The sequence below is a fragment of the Caulobacter sp. FV1ye13L genome, assembly GCF_058681155.1.
Genome location: NZ_CM178732.1, coordinates 455,770 through 473,049, shown reverse-complemented (window position 1 = coordinate 473,049; position 17,280 = coordinate 455,770). Strand labels below are relative to the sequence as shown.

Here is a 17,280-nt window from a genome sequence, read left to right as displayed (position 1 = left end):
GGCTTGGCGGCGCGGAGCAAGGCGATGGAGGATCTGGGCATGATCGCCCCGCTCATCCGTGACGGCCGCGTCGGCCAGGCGCTTTTGGGCCTGGCGGCGATCGAGGCGACGGCGGGCGATGACGCGCGCCTTTTGCAACATCTAGGCGAATACTACACCCACTGTGGCAAAACCGACGAGGCCGCGCGTTGTTACCGGCGCGCGGTCGATCTGACCCCCGACGACCCACGCTGCCTCTACAATCTGGCGTCCGCCCAGATCGCTCTGGGTCTTACCGGTGAGGCGGAGGTCCTGCTCGACCGCGTCATCGCGCTCGATCCCGCTGACGCCGACGCGTGGCAGAACCGTTCGACTCTGCGGCGGCAGACGGCGCAGGCCAACCACGTTCCAGCACTGCTCGACGCCGTGGCGCAGACCCGTCCCGGGCCCGCCGAGGTGGCGCTTAGTTACGCCTTGGCCAAGGAGTTCGAGGACCTGGGCCAATACCGACAGAGCTTCGAATGGCTCAAGCGCGGCGCCGATCGCCGGCGCCGCCTGCTCAGCTATCAGGTCGCGTCTGATGTCGCGGCGATGGACGAGATCGCCCGGGTGTTCAACCCGGCGCTGTTCGCGGCGACGCCCGAGGGGTGCGCCGAGGTCGGGCCGATCTTCGTGCTCGGCCTGCCGCGCAGCGGCACGACCCTGGTCGATCGCATCATCAGCTCACACAGTGCGGTGGAGAGTCTTGGCGAAATCAATGACTTCGCCCTGTCCTTGATGCGCCTGGCCGGCCAGGCGGGCGGCAAGGGCGACCTGATCCGCCGCTCGGCGACCCTTGATCCGGCGGCGCTCGGCCGGGCCTATCTCGACAGCCTGGCCGGCCGTGGCCCGCGGCGCCCGATGGTCATCGACAAGACGCCTGTCAACTTCCTCTATGTCGGCCTGATCGCCCGCGCCCTGCCCAACGCCAAGATCATTCATCTGCGTCGCCATCCCATGGACAGTGGCTATGCCCTGTACAAGACGCTGTTCCGCATGGGCTGCCCCTATGCCTACGACCTTGATGACCTGGCCGCCTACATGCTGGCCCATCGCCGGTTGATGGCCCATTGGCGCGCGGTGCTGCCGGGCCGCATCCTCGACGTCGACTATGAGGCCCTGGTCACGGATCAGGAGACGCAGAGTCGACGGATCATCGCTCATTGCGGGTTGGACTGGCAGGACGCCTGCCTGCGTTTTCACGAGAACGCCGCGCCCGCCGCCACGGCCAGCGCGGCCCAGGTGCGCCAGCCGATCCACGCCCACTCGGTGGGACTGTGGCGACGCTACGCACCGCAACTGGCTCCCCTGGCCGCTGCTCTCGCGGCCGGCGGCGTCGATCCGGTCGAGCTCGTCTGATGTCGCGTCTGGCTCTTGGCGCGATCCTGCTGACCGCCGCCGTCGCCCTGGCGGCCCCGGCCTTGGCCGGGCCGATCTTCGCGGATGACTTTCAGGACGGCCAGGCGGACGGCTGGGGCGCGGCCGGCGCCGGCGACGTTCGGCTGACCACCTTCCAGGGCAATGTCTCGTTGCGCCTGACGCGGCGGGCCATGGCGACAACCTCCGTCTCGACCCGGGGATTCGCTCAGGTCTCGGTGGCCGCCGCCTTGGCCGGCCAGGGCCTGGGTCGTGATGACGCCTGTCTGGCCGAGGTCTCCGCCGATGATGGCGCGACGTGGCGGGAGATCGTCGCGCTGCGCGACGGGGCTGATGACGGCGTCGCCTTCACCCATGCCGAGGTCTCGGCGCCGGTCGCCGCCGGCCGGTCAACCTTGATGATCCGTTTCCGGGCGGCGGGTGGCCTGCGCGCTCTTTGCTGGGGCGACGCGGTGGTGGTGACGGGCCAGCCGTTGGCCGCGGAGTCAGGCGCTCCAGGGGCGCGGTTCGATCACGATCAATTAATCTCCGGCGAGGGCTTCTCGTCGCCCCTGCCGCTCTCCGCCTTCGCGCCTCCGCCCGGGGCGGAGGCCCCATCCAGCCGCGAGGTCTGGCGGCTGACGCTGGACAGCCCCGGCGCCAAGGTCGGCATGGCGATCCTCAAGGATGAAACGGCGACGACGGCCGCCGCGCGGGCTCTGCGCGCCACCCTGCCGACTTTTGACTTCGTCTTCGTCGAGGACGGCGAGGCTCTGATCCCGGTCCAGCGGGGACCTATCGCCAGTGGTCATCCGGTCTGGGAATGGGTGCTCGAGACCGGACGGGTTTGGACCGAAGCCGCCGACAGGGGCTGGCGGCGGGCGGCGATGCCCTTCGCCCTGCAGGAGCGCAACGCCAACTGCCTGCACAACGGCGTGATGACCTTCCTGTTCAAACCAGACGGGTCGGTCTCGCGGGTCGCCTTTGAGGTCGCTTCGGAGACCTGCGCCTACCTGAAATTCGACGCCTGGGGCATGGTTCCTGCCCGGTTGACGGCGGTCTCCGACGTCGACGCCGACGCGATCGCCGCCGCCTACCGGGCGGAGGTCGCCGCCCGGCTGCCGGTCCGTCCGATCGCCGCCCTCGCCAATCTCTATCCCGGGCTCGACCCGGCCCGCCTGGTCTTGGCACCGCCGGCGGATGGCGATCCGCCCACCGCCTACGGCCTGGTGGTCGATGGCGTTCACTATGCCTCGACCTGCCAGACCCGGCACGGTGACTATCCATTCTGCGACACGCTCGACCTGCCGTCCTACTCGACCGCCAAGTCGATCGTCGGCGCCATCGGCCTGATGCGGCTGGAGGTCCTGGTCCCGGGCGCGGCCAACCAACTGATCGCCGAGCACGTGTCCGCATGCGCGGCCGGCGAGGTCTGGAAAGACGTCACCCTGGGCCAGTCACTGGACATGGCGACAGGCGTCTATGGCTCAAGCGCTTTTGAAGCTGATGAGAGCGCACCCTCGATCAGCGCCTTTTTCGACGCTGAGGATCACGCGGCCAAGGTCGCCTATGCCTGTGGTCAGTACGGCCGCCGGGCCACGCCGGGGCAGACCTTTGTCTACCACACCGCCGACACCTATCTGTTGGGCGCCGCCCTGGCCGACATCCAGCGCGAGCGCGGCGATGGCGATTTCTATGACGCCTTGATCGCGCCGCTGTGGCGCTCGCTGCGGCTGAGTCCGACCATCCTGACCACCCGGCGCACCCTCGATTCCATTCGCCAGCCCTTTACCGGTTGGGGTTTGACCTATCATGCCGACGACATTGCCCGGATCGGCGGCTGGCTCTCGGATGGCGCGCGCATAGATGGGCGGACGGTTCTCGACCCCGGTCTGCTGAGCGCCGCTTTGCAGCGTGACCCGGCCAGGCCAGGCTTGCGCGCCGGCGGCGAGGACTATCGCTACAAGGCCGGCTTCTGGGCTCGCGACCTGGGGGCGAAGCTCGGCTGCGCCGCGCCGCTCTGGGTCCCCTTCATGTCGGGTTATGGCGGCATCTCGGTCGTGCTGCTGCCGGGCGGTCTCACTTACTATTATTTCGGCGACAGCGGAGTGTTCGACTGGGCCCAGGCCGCTGTCGAAACCGCCAAGATCAAACGGATGTGCCCATGACCGACGCAGCTCCGACCGCGCTCGCCGCGTCTGGCCGTCCGGGTCGGGTCCCTGAGGACAGCCTGCTGGCCAGCGTGCTGCTATCTTTCCTGGCCACAGCCGGCCTGTTCTACGTCAACATCATGGCCGCCTTGGTTGACGGCCTGATCACCGGCGCCGGCTTGACCCCGAAGGCGGCCGGTTTGGTCGCCTCGGCCAATGTCTATGGCGCGGCGGTCGGGGCGCTGACGGCGGTGTTCATCATCCGGCGACTGCCCTGGCGACCGACCGCCGTGGCGGTGTTGCTGAGCCTGATCATCGTCGACCTGATCTCGACCCTGCTTACAGCGCCTGAGATCCTGATCGCCACCCGCTTCGTCCACGGTCTGATCGGCGGCTTGCTGGTCGGGGTGGCCTTCGCGGTCATCGCCCGCACCAAGACGCCTGACCGCACCTTCGGCATGTTGCTGGTGGTGCAATTTGGCCTGGGCGGCCTGGGCCTGATGTTCCTGCCGCACCTGGTGCCGATGTTCGGTCACGGCGTGCTGTTTGTGGCCTTGGCGACGTTCAGCGCCGTCACCCTGGCCATGATCCCCTTTCTTGGCGACTATCCCTCGCCGCCCAAGCTCGCGGCTAGCGCCGCGAGGCCCGCCGTGCGCTGGATTCCATTGAGTCTGGCTTTCGCGGGCATCTTTCTGTTCCAGGCCGCCAATATGGGTCTGGCCGCCTATATCATCGGCCTCGGCAAGGCCTCGGGTCTGAAGCTTGGCTTCATCACCGACACCCTGGGGGCGGCCAACTGGATCGGCGCCCTGGGCTCGGTCATGGTCGTGGTGCTGGGCCTGAAGTTCGGCCGGACCCGACCGCTGCTGGCCGGCCTGGCCCTGACCCTGGTCGGCACGTGGGCGTTCCATTTCAGCCATCTGCCCTGGGTCTATCTGGTCGCCAATATCGCCACGGCGGTGACCTGGGCCTTCGTAATCCCATATCTGCTGGGCATGTGCGCGGCCTTTGACAAGGCTGGACAGATGGCGGCTCTCGGCGGGTTTTTCTCGAAACTTGGGTTGGCGTCGGGTCCAGCCCTGGCCGCCTTCGTCGCCGCTGGCGGCCAGTATCGCGGCCTGATCACCTTGGCGGTCATCGGCCTGCTGTTCAGCGGACTGGCGGCCATCATACCAGCCTTGGCGCTCGACCGACAACGATCGCCAGCCTGATCTTCCATCACACGCGGGCCTCCACGGCCCGCCAGCCTTGTCCACGCTTTCCGGAGTCGCACCTTCATGTCCGCCAACGCTGATCTGCTGTCCCGCCGCCTCGCCGCCGTGCCGCGCGGAGTCGCCACCGCCACCCCGATCTTCGCCGGCCGGGCCGAGAATGCCGAGCTGTGGGATGTCGAGGGCAAGCGCTATGTCGATTTCGCCGGCGGCATAGCCGTGCTCAACACGGGCCACCGGCACCCAAAGGTCCTGCAGGCCGTGCGCGACCAGCTCGACGCCTACACTCACACCGCCTTCCAGGTGGTGGCCTACGAGCCCTATGTCGCCCTGGCCGAGCGGCTGAACGCTCTGGCCCCGTTCAGCGGGCCGGCCAAGACTATCCTGTTCACCACTGGCGCCGAAGCGGTTGAGAACGCCGTCAAACTGGCCCGCGCCGCGACCGGCCGTTCGGCCGTCATCGCCTTTACCGGCGGATTCCATGGTCGCACCATGTTGACCATGGCGATGACCGGCAAGGTCGCCCCCTACAAGCGGCTGTTTGGCCCGTTGCCGGCCGAGGTCTATCACGCGCCGTTTCCCGTGCCGCAGTACGGCGTGTCGGTCGAAGACAGTCTGCGGGCGCTGGAGTTCCTGTTCCGCGCCGATGTCGAACCTGAACGGGTGGCGGCGATCATCATCGAGCCTGTGCAAGGTGAGGGCGGCTTCCAGCCGGCCCCGACCGAACTGCTGCTGGCGTTGCGTGAGCTCTGCGACCGACACGGCATCCTGCTGATCGCTGATGAGATCCAGGCTGGGTTCGGTCGCACCGGCAAGATGTTCGGCATCGAGCACAGCGGGGTTGAGCCGGACCTGATCACCGTGGCCAAGTCGCTTGCTGGCGGCTTCCCGCTGTCCGGTGTCATCGGTCGCGCGGCGATCATGGACGCGGCCGAGCCCGGCGGTCTGGGCGGCACCTATGCCGGACCGCCGATCGCCTGCGCTGCCGCCCTGGCGGTGTTGGATGTGATCGCCGAGGAGCGGCTGCTCGATCGGGCCAATGTCCAGGGGGAACACATCAAGCGCAGGTTGCTGGCCATGAGCCAGCGCAACGATCTGCTGCCGATCGCTTCGATCCGCGGACCCGGGGCCATGATCGGCTTCGACATCGTCCGCTCCCGCGGCGGCGGTGAGCCGGACGGGGTCCAGGCCAAGGCCTTGACCGTCAGGGCGCTGGAAAAAGGTCTGATCCTGCTGTCCTGCGGCGTATTCGGCGAAACCATCCGTCTGCTCGCTCCGTTGACGACTCCCGACGCCATCCTCGACGAGGGACTCGATATCCTCGAGGCGTCCCTGGCGATGGTGTCCTGATGACGCGGCACGACCTTGGCGAGCGGGCCCGTCTGGCCCTGAAACGTCCCGACCTGCTGCGCGAAGCCGCTTGGATCAATGGCGTCTGGGTCACCGGTGACGCCGTCATAGAGGTGACCAATCCGGCCAATGGCAAGGTGCTGGGCGCCGTCCCGGCCTTGGGCGAGGCTGAAACCCTGGGCGCGGTGGCCGCCGCTTACGCGGCCTTTCCGGCCTGGGCGGCGCGCGCGGCCAAGGACCGCGCCGCCATCCTGCGACGCTGGTTCGAATTGGTCATGGCTCACCGCGATGACCTGGCTCGGCTGATGACCGCCGAACAGGGCAAGCCATTGGCCGAGGCGCAAGGCGAGGTGGCCTACGCCGCCGGCTTCATTGAGTGGTTCGGTGAAGAAGCCAAGCGCGCCTATGGCGAGGTGATACCGGGGCATCAGGCAGACAAGCGGATTGTCGTGCTCAAGCAGCCGGTGGGCGTGGTGGCGGCGGTGACGCCCTGGAACTTCCCGGCGGCCATGATCACCCGCAAGGTGGCGCCGGCCTTGGCGGCTGGCTGTACGGTCGTGCTCAAGCCCTCGGAGTTGACGCCATTCTCGGCCCTGGCCTTGGCCTTGCTGGGCGAGGAGGCGGGGTTGCCGGCGGGGGTGTTCAATATTGTCACCGGGCCGCCGGCTCCAATTGGCGCGGTGCTGACGACCGACCCTCGTGTCGCCAAGTTCACCTTCACGGGGTCGACCTCGGTCGGCAAGATGCTGGCTGCGGCTTGCATGGGCACGGTCAAGCGAGTGTCGCTGGAACTGGGCGGCAATGCCCCTTTCATCGTGTTCGACGACGCCGATCTCGAGGCCGCGGTCGAGGGCGCGATGGCCAGCAAGTTTCGCAATACCGGTCAGACCTGTGTCTGCGCCAACCGACTTCTGGTTCAGGCCGGCATCTACGACGCTTTCGCCGAACGGTTGACGAACCGGGTCAAGGCGCTGCGGGTCGGCGATGGGTTGGAGGGGGCTACCGACCAGGGGCCGCTGATCAACGCCGGGGCGCTCGACAAGGTCGAGCGCCACATCGCCAACGCGGTGGCGGGCGGAGCCGGGATGCTGACCGGCGGCCGGCGGTTCGGGACGTCGGGGACCTGGTTCGAGCCGACGGTCCTGATCGATGTGCCGCCCTTGGCCCTTTTGAACATCGAGGAAACCTTCGGCCCGGTGGCCGGATTGGTGCGCTTCGAGACAGAGGCCCAGGCCCTGGCAATGGCCAATGACACCCGGGCGGGCCTGGCGTCCTATGTCTTCACCCGGGATCTCGATCGCGCCTGGCGGATGGGTGAGGGGCTTCAATATGGCATGGTCGGGCTCAACACGGGCCTGATCTCCACCGAGGTGGCGCCCTTCGGCGGCATCAAGGAATCGGGGTTGGGCCGCGAGGGCTCTCATTTTGGCCTGGACGAGTACATGGAGCTGAAGATGATGTGCGTGGGCCTCGCGCCGGCCCCCGTTTAGGGGGCTTCAAGCGCGGCGGCCCGATCTCACGGTATGGCCAGCCCCGAGGCCCCGCCGCCGCACTGCGCGCCCAGCCTCAGGCCGCCGGCAGCCTGCGAAAGCGCCACGACAAACCGCATGGCGGCCCGGAAGGGACTCGAACCCCTGACCTTCGCTTTAGGAAAGCGCTGCTCTATCCTGCTGAGCTACCGGGCCGCGCGCGCTGTGCGGGCGCAGGGTCAATAGCGCAGGATGGCGGGCTTGCGAACCCCGTCTGAGAAGGGGACGCAATGGGGCTGCTGGCTCGTCTGAAGTCATTGTACGTGCAGGTGTTGATCGCCATCGCGCTGGGCATACTAGTCGGTGCGCTGTGGCCGACGATCGGGGTGGCGTTGAAGCCGCTGGGCGACGGATTCATCAAGCTGATCAAGCTGGTGATCGCGCCGGTGATCTTCTGCACCGTGGCCGGCGGCATCGCCCGGATGGGCGATATCAAGGCCTTCGGGCGGGTCGGGGTGAAGGCCCTGATCTATTTCGAGGTGGTCTCGACCGTCGCCCTCGTGATCGGCCTCATCGTCGGTCGCGTCGTACAGCCGGGAGCGGGTTTCAACATCGACCCGGCCTCGCTGGATCCGGCCATCGCCGCCGGCTACCTGGCCAAGGCCCACGAGGGCGAGGGCCTGGTCGCCTATCTGCTGCATCTGATCCCGGACACTTTCTTTGGCGCCTTCGCCGAGGGCAATCTTCTGCAGGTGCTGGTGATCTCGGTGCTGACCGGCTTTGCCTGCACGCGCCTTGGCCCGTTCGGCGACAGGGTGGCCGACGGTCTGGAAGACCTGGCCAAGCTGTTCTTCGGCATCATCCACGTGGTGGTGCGGTTCGCGCCGCTCGGCGCCTTCGGGGCCATGGGCTTCACGATCGGCAAGTACGGACTGGAATCCCTGGTCCAGTTGGGCGCCCTGGTGGCGACCTTCTATCTGACCGCCCTGATCTTCGTGCTGGTGGTGCTGGGCGGCATCGCGGCGGCGGCCGGGTTCTCGATCCTGAAGTTCATGGCCTATATCCGCGAGGAACTGCTGATCGTGCTGGGCACCAGTTCCTCCGAATCGGTCCTGCCCCAGATGATGGAAAAGCTGGAGCGGCTGGGTGCGCGCAAGTCGGTGGTCGGGCTGGTGATCCCCACCGGCTACAGCTTCAATCTGGACGGCACCAATATCTACATGACCCTGGCCACCCTGTTCCTGGCCCAGGCGACCAACACCCACCTGACCCTGTGGCAGGAGCTGAGCCTGCTGGGTGTGGCCATGCTGACCTCCAAGGGGGCCAGCGGCGTCACGGGGGCGGGGTTCATCACCCTGGCGGCGACCCTGGCCGTCGTGCCCGACATCCCGATCGCCGCCCTGGCGGTGCTGGTCGGCGTTGACCGGTTCATGAGCGAGTGCCGGGCCCTGACCAATCTGGTCGGCAACGGCGTGGCCACCCTGGTGGTGGCCCGCTGGGACGGCGCCCTGGATCGCGAGCAGTTGGCGCGCGAACTTCGCAAGGGCCCCACAGCCACGGCGGCGCTGGTCGCGGACAAGGGCGACGCAGACTGAGGGACGGACTGGGGGCGTTGGGTCTGCAGCCGCAAAGCTTGACCCTCGCCTTGCCCTGTCGCCCGGCCCGACCGGCCGCCTCCAGCCCCGCACCGCCAAAGAAAAACGCCCTCCGCCGCGAGGCGAAGGGCGTCAAATCTTCAAACGCCGAAGCGCGTGATCAGGCGGCGACCGAGGCCTTGACCAGCGACTTGGTCAGGATGCCGATCGCGGCGTCGCGGTCGATGCGCTCAATGGCGGCCACTTCACGGGCCATGCGGTCCAGGGCCGACTCATACAGCTGGCGTTCCGAATAGGACTGTTCCGGCTGGTTCTCGGCGCGGTGCAGGTCGCGGACGACCTCGGCGATCGAGATCAGGTCGCCTGAATTGATCTTGGCTTCGTATTCCTGGGCGCGGCGCGACCACATGGTGCGCTTGACGCGGGCGCGGCCCTTGAGGGTCGTAAGCGCCTGCGACACCACATTGCCCTCGGCCAGGGGGCGCAGACCGGCGGTCTTGGCCTTCTTGGTCGGGACGCGGAGGGTCATTTTCTCGTGGTCGAAGGTGATGATGTAAACTTCGAGCGACATCCCGGCCACTTCCTGGGTCTCAACACCCTGGATGCTGCCCACGCCATGCGCGGGATAGACGACGTGATCGCCAACCGAGAATTCCAGACCGCTCTTGCTCATGTTCGTCCTCATCAATGCGAGCCCAAGGGGCCCGGAACACCGTCATTCCAGATCGGTCCATTAGAGACAGCCCAGCGACCGCGAACTGGGCGCGGGAGCCAAGCCAGGACAGGATTTGGAATTAACCTCTAAGACACCCTTCGCCTTCGATCGGGCGCGCCGGTTGAACGGCTCTTCGACAAAAAACGGACAGCCGCGAATTGCCGCAACCGTCACGTTGAGGCTGACGATATCATAAAATTCAGCCTCATGAAAGGCTTGCGCCCGGTTCCGGACCCGTAAGGTCGGCGGATCAGGAGCCCTTGCCGGGCTTTTCGCTGAAGTATTTCTCGAACTTGCCGGTCTCGCGCTCGAAGTCGTCGCGGTCGGCGGGCGGCTCGCCCTTAACCGTGATGTTGGGCCACACCTTGGCGTAGTCGGAATTGATCCGCAGCCACTTGCCGTCGGCCTCGTCTTCGGTGTCGGGCTTGATGGCGTCGACCGGGCACTCAGGTTCGCAGACGCCGCAGTCGATGCACTCGTCGGGATTGATGGCCAGGAAGTTCTCGCCCTCATAGAAGCAGTCGACCGGGCACACCTCGACGCAGTCCATGTACTTACATTTGATGCAGGCGTCGGTGACGATGTAGGTCATCGAGAACTCGATTGGTGCTGACGGGGCTCGGCGCGCGCGTTTTCGAAGGCGCGGGGCCGCTTGTCAATGCGGCTTGCTCGCGCGAGGCCACAGGAATTCTCGCTGCGTCGTCAGAGATCGGCGCGCGGAGGCGCTCAGAGCGACCGCCGCCGCGACGACGGGTCATCTGGGCGCTCATGATTTCTTATCCAAAATAACGCCAGTCTCCGAGCCAGGAAACGCTCAAAAAAACAACGTCGAGAACCCGACACCATGATCAAGTCGACAGCGGAAGTCAGGTGTCTGCCAGAGTCCGAGACCGGACTGGCGCGCCTGGCCGACTCACGCGCTGTCGCCTTCGCACAATTCGTGCTGCAGCTGCCATTCGCCGCGGCGTTGCTGGATCGTGATCTGTGTCTGCTGGCCGTCAGCCGCGAGTGGACCGCCCATGCCCTGGCGCCGGATCTGCGTCCGGGCGTCGATGCGCGTCGCGCCCTGGTGGCGGGCGAAGACGTCCTGGCGCTGATGAAATGCGCGCGGGCAGGTGACGCCTTCTCGCGTTATCTGCCGACCCTGGACGCCGACGGCGTCCAGCGCATCTGGCGCACCGAGTTCAGCGCCTGCCGCGACGAGGGTGAGCAGCCCTATGCCGTGATGGTCACGGCCCGCGACGTCACCGGCTATGCTGAGGCCACCCTGCGGGCCGAGCGCGATCAGCAGCGCCTGCGCATGGCGCTGGAGCTTGATGGCCTGCTGGTGCGCGAATACGACCTGAGCACCCGTGAGGTGGTGTTTTTGGGCGCGACGCCGGACCTTGAGAAGTGGTGCCGGTTCAAGAACGACCCGCTGGAGATCATCCATCCTGACGACAGAGACCGGGTGGCCGCCCTGGTGGCGGCGCGCAAGCCGGGCGAGACCGGGGTCTATGAGTTCCGCCTCGATCGCGATGACGGCGTCGAGACCTGGGTGCGCTCGGCCAGCAAGATGCTAATCGGCGCCAATGGCCGGCCCGAGCGACTGGTCAACCTGTTCAAGGACATCACCGACCGCCGTCGTCAGACCGAGGCGGTCGAGACTCTGGCCTTCAAGGATCCGCTGACCGACCTGCCCAATCGGGCCCTGTTTCAGCACAAGTTCCAGGAGGCGGTCAGCGCGTCCGAGTTGCTGGGCGAGATGTTCGGCCTGATCATGATCGACGTCGATCACTTCAAGGACATCAACGACACCCTGGGCCACGACGCCGGCGACGCCCTGCTCAAGCGCCTAGCCGACATGCTGCGCCACGCCTTCCGGGCTGACGACACGGTGGCGCGGCTGGGCGGCGACGAGTTTGCGGTGATCCTGCGCGGCCTGCACTGCGAGGCCGACATGCTGCGGCCGATCCAGACCCTGCAGGAGCTGCTGCGCCGCCCCATCGAGCATGGCGGCCGCAGTTTCACCTGCAGCGCCAGCATCGGCGCGGCCCTGCACGGCGACATGGACGCCGACCCCTCGCACATGATCAAGAACGCCGACATCGCCCTCTATCGGGCCAAGGATGCAGGCCGCAATCGCAGCGTGGTGTTCCAGCCCTCGATGCGCTCGGAGCTGGAGCAGCGGATCGAGCTGTTACGCGACGTGCGGGCCGGCATCGCGGCCGGCGAGTTCGTGCTGTTCTACCAGCCGGTGGTCGATGTGCGCGAAGGCGGCGTCACCGGTTTCGAGGCCCTGATGCGCTGGGCCCATCCCGAACAGGGCATACTGGCGCCCGCCCGGTTCATGGCGGCGTTCGAGGATCAGGACCTGTCGCTGAAGCTGGGCGACGTGGCCTTCGATACGGCGCTGAAGCAGATGCGCGACTGGATCGACACCGGCGTCGACTTTGGCCGGGTCGCCGTCAACATCTCGGCCGCCCAGTTCCGCAGCGGCCGCCTGGCCGAGGAGATCCAGGCGCGCCTGGCCCATGCCAGGGTGCCCTGCGACCGGCTGACCATAGAGGTCACCGAGAACGTCTATATGGGCTGGGGCTCGGACATGGTCAGCGAGACCGTCAAGCGCCTGCACGACGCCGGCGTGATGATCGCGCTGGATGACTTCGGCACCGGCTATGCCAGCCTGGCCAATCTGCGGCAGTTCCCGATCGACCGCCTGAAGATCGACAAGTCCTTCGTCCAGAATGCGCAGGACGAGGCTATCGTCAGGGCGGTGATCACCCTGGGCTCGTCCATGGGCATGAAGGTCGTGGCCGAGGGCGTCGAGGACGCCGAGCAACTGGCCAAGCTGATCGGCTATGGCTGCGATCAGGTGCAGGGCTATCACTTCGGCCGGCCGATGCCGGCGGCGGAGGTGCCGGGGTTCCTGGCGGGCTTTAAGCAGTAGGGCTACTCGCCCCCTCCTGGCTGCTTCGCCGCCGTCCTCCCCCGTAGGGTAAAGAGCGCCGAAGGCGCGGAGGGGGCAAGTCAGCTGCTACCCCACAGCCTCGTACAATTCTCGCGCCTCACGCGCCGACCCGCGACGTTCGCCCGAGGCCAGCACCCGCACCGACACCAGCCGCCCGCCGAACCCGAACACCAGCACATCCCCAGCCTTCAGGGTCCGCGACGGCTTGTCCACCCGGCTTTCGACACCGCCGCGGGTCAGCCGGATGCGGCCTTCTTCCACAAAGCGGCAGGCCAGCGAGCGCGTCTTGAAGAACCGCGCGCGCCACAGCCAGACGTCGGCGCGGCAGGCCTCGTCAGCGCTCTCGCTCACGAGGTTGCTTTCTGGGCGGCCGCCTTCCGCCGATGGGGTTTCTTGCGGCGTGGCGGCGGCTCGGTCAGCTTGGCCAGGGCGGCGAACGGCGAGTCCGGGCGCGCAGCGATCGTCACCTCGGCCTTGGCCGCGCCGCGCCGCTTCCAGATGATCGGGGCGTCGGACTTGGGCCGGATGGCCGGCGTATAGTCCAGGGCCCGCAACACGGCCGAGCCCTGGGGCGCTGTCCAGTCCAGGCTCTGCAGGGCCGCCTCGCTCAGCACCACGCCGCCCGGCTTCTGCTCGGCTCGCAGCAGGTCGTCCAGCCGCTCCAGCATCTCGACGGGCGCGGTGAAGTCGCTCACCGCCCGCAGGCCGCTGGCGGCCAGTTCCTTCGCCGAGGGGGGCGGCGAGGGCAGGGCGGCCAGCCTGGCCCGATCGCCGCGCCAGCCGTCGGGGCTCAGCGCCCGGGCGCAGGCGATGGCTTCGGGCCGCAGCATGGCGGGCAGGTAGAGGCTGAAGGCGCCGATGCGAACGCCCAGGGCCTTGAGCGTGCGGCGTTCAGCCTGGCTGAGGGCCTTAAGCTCGGGCTCCAGCGGGCGCTTGTCCAGCACCCCGCAGGCTTCCAGCAGCCGGTGCGCCAGGCCGCGCGGCAGGCCGCGCAGCTCGGACCCGGCCAGGGCTCGCTCCAGTTTGCGCAGGGGCGCCAGATGCCGATCGACCTCGGCGACCAGGAAGGCGTCCAGTCGGCGTTCGGCCCGCTCGCGCACGGCGGCAGGGCCCAGCTCGCCCAGCAGCCTGGCGCGGGGTGACAGCAGGGCGCCGCCCCCGGACGTCGATGAGGGGCGCACCACCCCGGCGATCTCGCCGCGCCACAGGATCGCGCTATCGGGACTGAGGGCGAAGGCGTCGTCGGCCTCGCCGCTCAGGGCGCCCAGGCGCTTGGCGATCTCGGGACCCACCGCGCGCACGGCCGCATTGCGCAGGGCCTTTTCCTCCAGGGCGCTGGCGCCCTTTTCGGGCGTGAAGGTGACGCCGGCCAGGTGACCCACCACGTGGCCCTCGACCGTCACGGCGCCGTCCTGGCCGACCCCGGCCAGCATGGTCTCGCGCTCGCCAAGCTGGCGCATCAGAACGCTGGTGCGCCGGTCGATGAACCGGGCCATCAGCTTTTCGTGCAGGGTGTCGGAGATCCGATCCTCAAGCTGACGGGTCACGCCCTGCCAGTGGGCCGGATTGGCCAGCCAGTCGGGGCGGTTGGCGATATAGGACAGGGTCCGCACGCCCGACAGCCGGCCGGCCAGGCTGTCGATCTCGCCATCGGTGCGGTCCAGCGCCTTGAACTGGGCGTTGATCCAGTCTTCCGGCAGCCGCTTCCTGCCCGTGGTCAGGTCGTCGAACAGGGTCCTGACCATCCGCTGGTGGTCATCATCGGTGGTCTTGCGGAAGTCGGGCGTCTGGCACACATCCCACAGGCGCAGCAGGGCCGAGCGGTCGGCCTTGCAGCGGGCGATGACATCGTCCTGCTGCGACAGCTTCCTCAGGGTGCGCTCATCCAGCACCTCGTTGGACAGGGTCAGCCCGGCGCGGCCCGGCCCTTGGCCCAGCGATTTCAGAAGCAGCGGCAGCGAGCCGAAGTCGAGCCGGGCGCTGCGCCATTCGGCGGCGATGATCGGTTCGAACTGGTGGTTGACCACGCTCTCGACCAGATCCTCGTCCATCTCGTCGCAGTCGCCCGTGACGCCGAAGGTGCCGTCGCGGGTATAGCGCCCGGCCCGGCCGGCGATCTGGCCCACCTCCTGGGCGTGCAGCCAGCGGGTGCGGACGCCGTCGAACTTGCGCAGGCCGGCAAAGGCCACATGGTCGACATCCATGTTCAGGCCCATGCCGATGGCGTCGGTGGCCACCAGGAAGTCGACCTCGCCCGACTGGTAGAGCGCCACCTGGGCGTTGCGGGTGCGGGGGCTCAAGCTGCCCATGACCACGGCCGCGCCACCGCGCTGACGACGGATCAGCTCGGCGATGCCGTAGACGGCGTCGGTCGAGAACGCCACCACGGCGCTGCGCCGGGGCAGACGGGTCAGCTTCTTTGAGCCGGCATAGGACAGGTTGGAGAACCGCTCGCGCGACACGATCTCGGCGTCGGGCAGCAGGCGACGGATCAGCGGGGCCATGGTTCCGGCCCCCAGCAGCATGGTCTCGAACTTGCCCCGGGCGTGCAGCAGGCGATGGGTGAAGATGTGGCCACGTTCGGGATCGGCGCACAGCTGGATCTCGTCGATGGCCAGGAACTCGACCTCGCGGGTCAAGGGCATGGCCTCGACCGTGCAGACGAAATAGGCGGCGCGCGGCGGGACGATCTTTTCTTCGCCGGTGATCAGGGCCACGGACGCCTTGCCGCGCAGCTTGACGATGCGGTCATAGATCTCGCGCGCCAGCAGGCGCAGCGGCAGGCCGATCATGCCCGACGCATGGCCCAGCATCCGCTCGACGGCCAGGTGGGTCTTGCCGGTATTGGTCGGGCCCAGGACCGCGGTGAGCTTGGAAGGCGCCAGGCCGGTTGAACGGTCGCTCATGCGATCAGACATGGTGCGGGAATCGGAGTGAGGCAAGCACTGGTGTGCGCGGGGCCGGCGACAGCGCGTCGAGCGGCGGCGGAGCGAGAATTGACAGCGCTGGGCATCTGCGGTCTCAGAGTCCGCCGTCTCGCCGCAAGATTCAGTTTCGGCGGGCGATGGGCAGGGAAACACACGTGACGGATATCATCGCCAGCACCCTGGAAGTCGCCGGAAAAGTCCTGTCGGCCAACGGTCCCGCCACCCTGGCGGCGGCCCACAGCTACACGCCGACCGATTTCAGCGTGCACTTCTTCCTGCAGCTGGCGGTGATCCTGCTGGCCTGCCGCGTGGTCGGCTGGCTGGGCCAGAAGTTCCTGGGGCAGCCCCAGGTGGTGGGCGAGATGATCGCCGGCGTGGTGCTGGGCCCGTCGCTAATGGGCCTGCTGTTCCCGGCCTTCCAGGGCATGCTGTTTCCCAAGGAAACCAAGAACGTCCTGTATGTCGGCGCCCAGCTGGGCGTGGGCCTCTACATGTTCATGGTCGGCACCAGCTTCCAGGCCGATCACTTCAAGGCCAAGGCCAAGAGCGCGGCCAGCGTCTCGCTGGCGGGCATCATCGCGCCCTTCCTGATCGCCGTGGCGATCACGCCCTTCCTGCTGAAGGTGCCGGGCCTATTCGCCGATGGCATTTCGCAGTCCAACGCCACCCTGTTCATGGGCGCCTGTATCGCCCTGACCGCTTTCCCGATGCTGGCTCGCATCATCAATGAGCGTGGCCTGGCCAAAACCTCGCTGGGCACCCTGTCCCTGACCGCCGGCGCCTTTGACGACGCCGTCTCGTGGTGCGTGCTGGCGGTGGTGCTGGCCACCTTCGGCGGCGGCCCCGGCGTGGCGGTTCTGGCGATCGGCGGCGGCCTGTCCTACGTCCTGTTCCTGGGCCTGTTCGGCAAGCGCCTGCTGGCCCCGCTGGGCCGCATCGTCGAGCGCGAAGGCCAGATGAGCCTGACCGTCCTGGCCATCACCCTGATGCTGTTCTGCCTCTCGGCCTTCCTGATGGACGCCGTGGGCATCCACGCCATCTTCGGCGGCTTCATGCTGGGCGCCGTCATGCCGCGCGGCAAGTTCGTCGAGGAGCTGAAGCAGAAGGTCGAGCCGCTGGCGGTGGTGCTGCTGCTGCCGATGTTCTTCACCTATTCGGGCCTCAACACCCGGATGGACATGGTCAACTCGCCGCAGCTGCTGCTGATCGCCGTGGGCATCCTGCTGGCCTCGATCCTGGCCAAGGGCGTGGCCTGCTACGCCGCCGCGCGTCTGGCCGGCGAAGACAATCGCACCGCCCTGGGCATCGGCGCCCTGATGAACTCGCGCGGCCTGATGGAGCTGATCATCATCAATATCGGTCTGCAGAAGGGCATTATCGGCCCGACCCTGTTCTCGATGCTGGTGCTGATGGCCATCGTCACCACGGTCATGGCCAGCCCGTTGTTCGAGGCCGTCTATGGCCGCAAGGCGCGGGAGTCGGGCGAGCTCGACGGTCTGGAAGAGGCCGCCGCCAAGGCCGCCGCCGCTCCCTGACAGG

The 17,280-nt window shown here is 67.6% G+C and carries 12 protein-coding genes and 1 tRNA gene; 8 read left to right on the top strand and 5 right to left on the bottom strand.

What is annotated here, in order from left to right:
- Window positions 1–39: 39 nt before the first annotated feature.
- From ACW176_RS02120 to ACW176_RS02100, 5 genes are all read left to right on the top strand, one after another.
- Window positions 40–1,377: a sulfotransferase family protein gene (locus ACW176_RS02120; protein WP_492110708.1), complete on the top strand. Its 1,338-nt coding sequence runs from the start codon at window positions 40–42 to the stop codon at window positions 1,375–1,377.
- Entirely contained in the window at window positions 1,377–3,542 is a 2,166-nt protein-coding gene (locus ACW176_RS02115; RefSeq protein WP_492110707.1) for a serine hydrolase domain-containing protein, read from the top strand. Before ACW176_RS02120 ends, ACW176_RS02115 begins: the two co-directional genes overlap by 1 nt.
- Window positions 3,539–4,735 carry an MFS transporter gene (locus tag ACW176_RS02110; protein ID WP_492056507.1) on the top strand — a complete coding sequence of 399 codons (1,197 nt, stop codon included), beginning with the start codon at window positions 3,539–3,541 and terminating at the stop codon, window positions 4,733–4,735. The genes ACW176_RS02115 and ACW176_RS02110 overlap by 4 nt, the downstream gene beginning before the upstream one ends.
- Before the next feature lie 66 nt (window positions 4,736–4,801).
- Complete coding sequence (gene gabT / locus ACW176_RS02105; RefSeq protein ID WP_492110706.1) at window positions 4,802–6,085, top strand: 4-aminobutyrate--2-oxoglutarate transaminase; 1,284 nt, start codon at window positions 4,802–4,804, stop codon at window positions 6,083–6,085.
- The gene (locus tag ACW176_RS02100; RefSeq protein WP_492110705.1) at window positions 6,085–7,575 is read left to right on the top strand and encodes an NAD-dependent succinate-semialdehyde dehydrogenase; all 1,491 of its coding nucleotides are present in this window, start codon (window positions 6,085–6,087) and stop codon (window positions 7,573–7,575) included. Before gabT ends, ACW176_RS02100 begins: the two co-directional genes overlap by 1 nt.
- Window positions 7,576–7,693: 118 nt before the next feature.
- On the opposite strand, the gene ACW176_RS02095 is transcribed toward ACW176_RS02100, so the two are convergent.
- A tRNA-Arg gene (locus tag ACW176_RS02095) sits at window positions 7,694–7,770 on the bottom strand.
- A 92-nt stretch (window positions 7,771–7,862) separates the two neighbouring features.
- Between ACW176_RS02095 and ACW176_RS02090 the strand changes: the two genes are divergently transcribed.
- Window positions 7,863–9,149 (top strand): dicarboxylate/amino acid:cation symporter, encoded by a 1,287-nt coding sequence (locus tag ACW176_RS02090; RefSeq protein ID WP_492058539.1) that lies wholly within the window; start codon window positions 7,863–7,865, stop codon window positions 9,147–9,149.
- Window positions 9,150–9,309: 160 nt separating this feature from the next.
- On the opposite strand, the gene ACW176_RS02085 is transcribed toward ACW176_RS02090, so the two are convergent.
- Together ACW176_RS02085 and fdxA are read right to left on the bottom strand one after the other, a co-directional pair.
- Window positions 9,310–9,822, bottom strand: a complete 513-nt coding sequence (locus ACW176_RS02085; RefSeq protein ID WP_419252620.1) for a CarD family transcriptional regulator — start codon at window positions 9,820–9,822, stop codon at window positions 9,310–9,312.
- Between the two features lie 292 nt (window positions 9,823–10,114).
- Window positions 10,115–10,456 carry a ferredoxin FdxA gene (gene fdxA / locus ACW176_RS02080; RefSeq protein WP_035043467.1) on the bottom strand — a complete coding sequence of 114 codons (342 nt, stop codon included), beginning with the start codon at window positions 10,454–10,456 and terminating at the stop codon, window positions 10,115–10,117.
- Between the two features lie 252 nt (window positions 10,457–10,708).
- Here fdxA and ACW176_RS02075 point away from each other — a divergent pair, with 252 nt between their 5' ends.
- Window positions 10,709–12,793: a putative bifunctional diguanylate cyclase/phosphodiesterase gene (locus tag ACW176_RS02075; RefSeq protein WP_492110704.1), complete on the top strand. Its 2,085-nt coding sequence runs from the start codon at window positions 10,709–10,711 to the stop codon at window positions 12,791–12,793.
- Between the two features lie 87 nt (window positions 12,794–12,880).
- Here ACW176_RS02075 and ACW176_RS02070 read toward each other — a convergent pair whose 3' ends face one another.
- Both ACW176_RS02070 and ACW176_RS02065 read right to left on the bottom strand, forming a co-directional pair.
- Entirely contained in the window at window positions 12,881–13,165 is a 285-nt protein-coding gene (locus tag ACW176_RS02070) for an RNA-binding S4 domain-containing protein (RefSeq protein WP_492110703.1), read from the bottom strand.
- Window positions 13,162–15,720 carry a helicase-related protein gene (locus tag ACW176_RS02065; protein WP_492110702.1) on the bottom strand — a complete coding sequence of 853 codons (2,559 nt, stop codon included), beginning with the start codon at window positions 15,718–15,720 and terminating at the stop codon, window positions 13,162–13,164. Before ACW176_RS02065 ends, ACW176_RS02070 begins: the two co-directional genes overlap by 4 nt.
- A 176-nt stretch (window positions 15,721–15,896) precedes the next feature.
- Here ACW176_RS02065 and ACW176_RS02060 point away from each other — a divergent pair, with 176 nt between their 5' ends.
- Window positions 15,897–17,276 carry a cation:proton antiporter gene (locus ACW176_RS02060; protein ID WP_492110701.1) on the top strand — a complete coding sequence of 460 codons (1,380 nt, stop codon included), beginning with the start codon at window positions 15,897–15,899 and terminating at the stop codon, window positions 17,274–17,276.
- Window positions 17,277–17,280 lie beyond the last annotated feature (4 nt).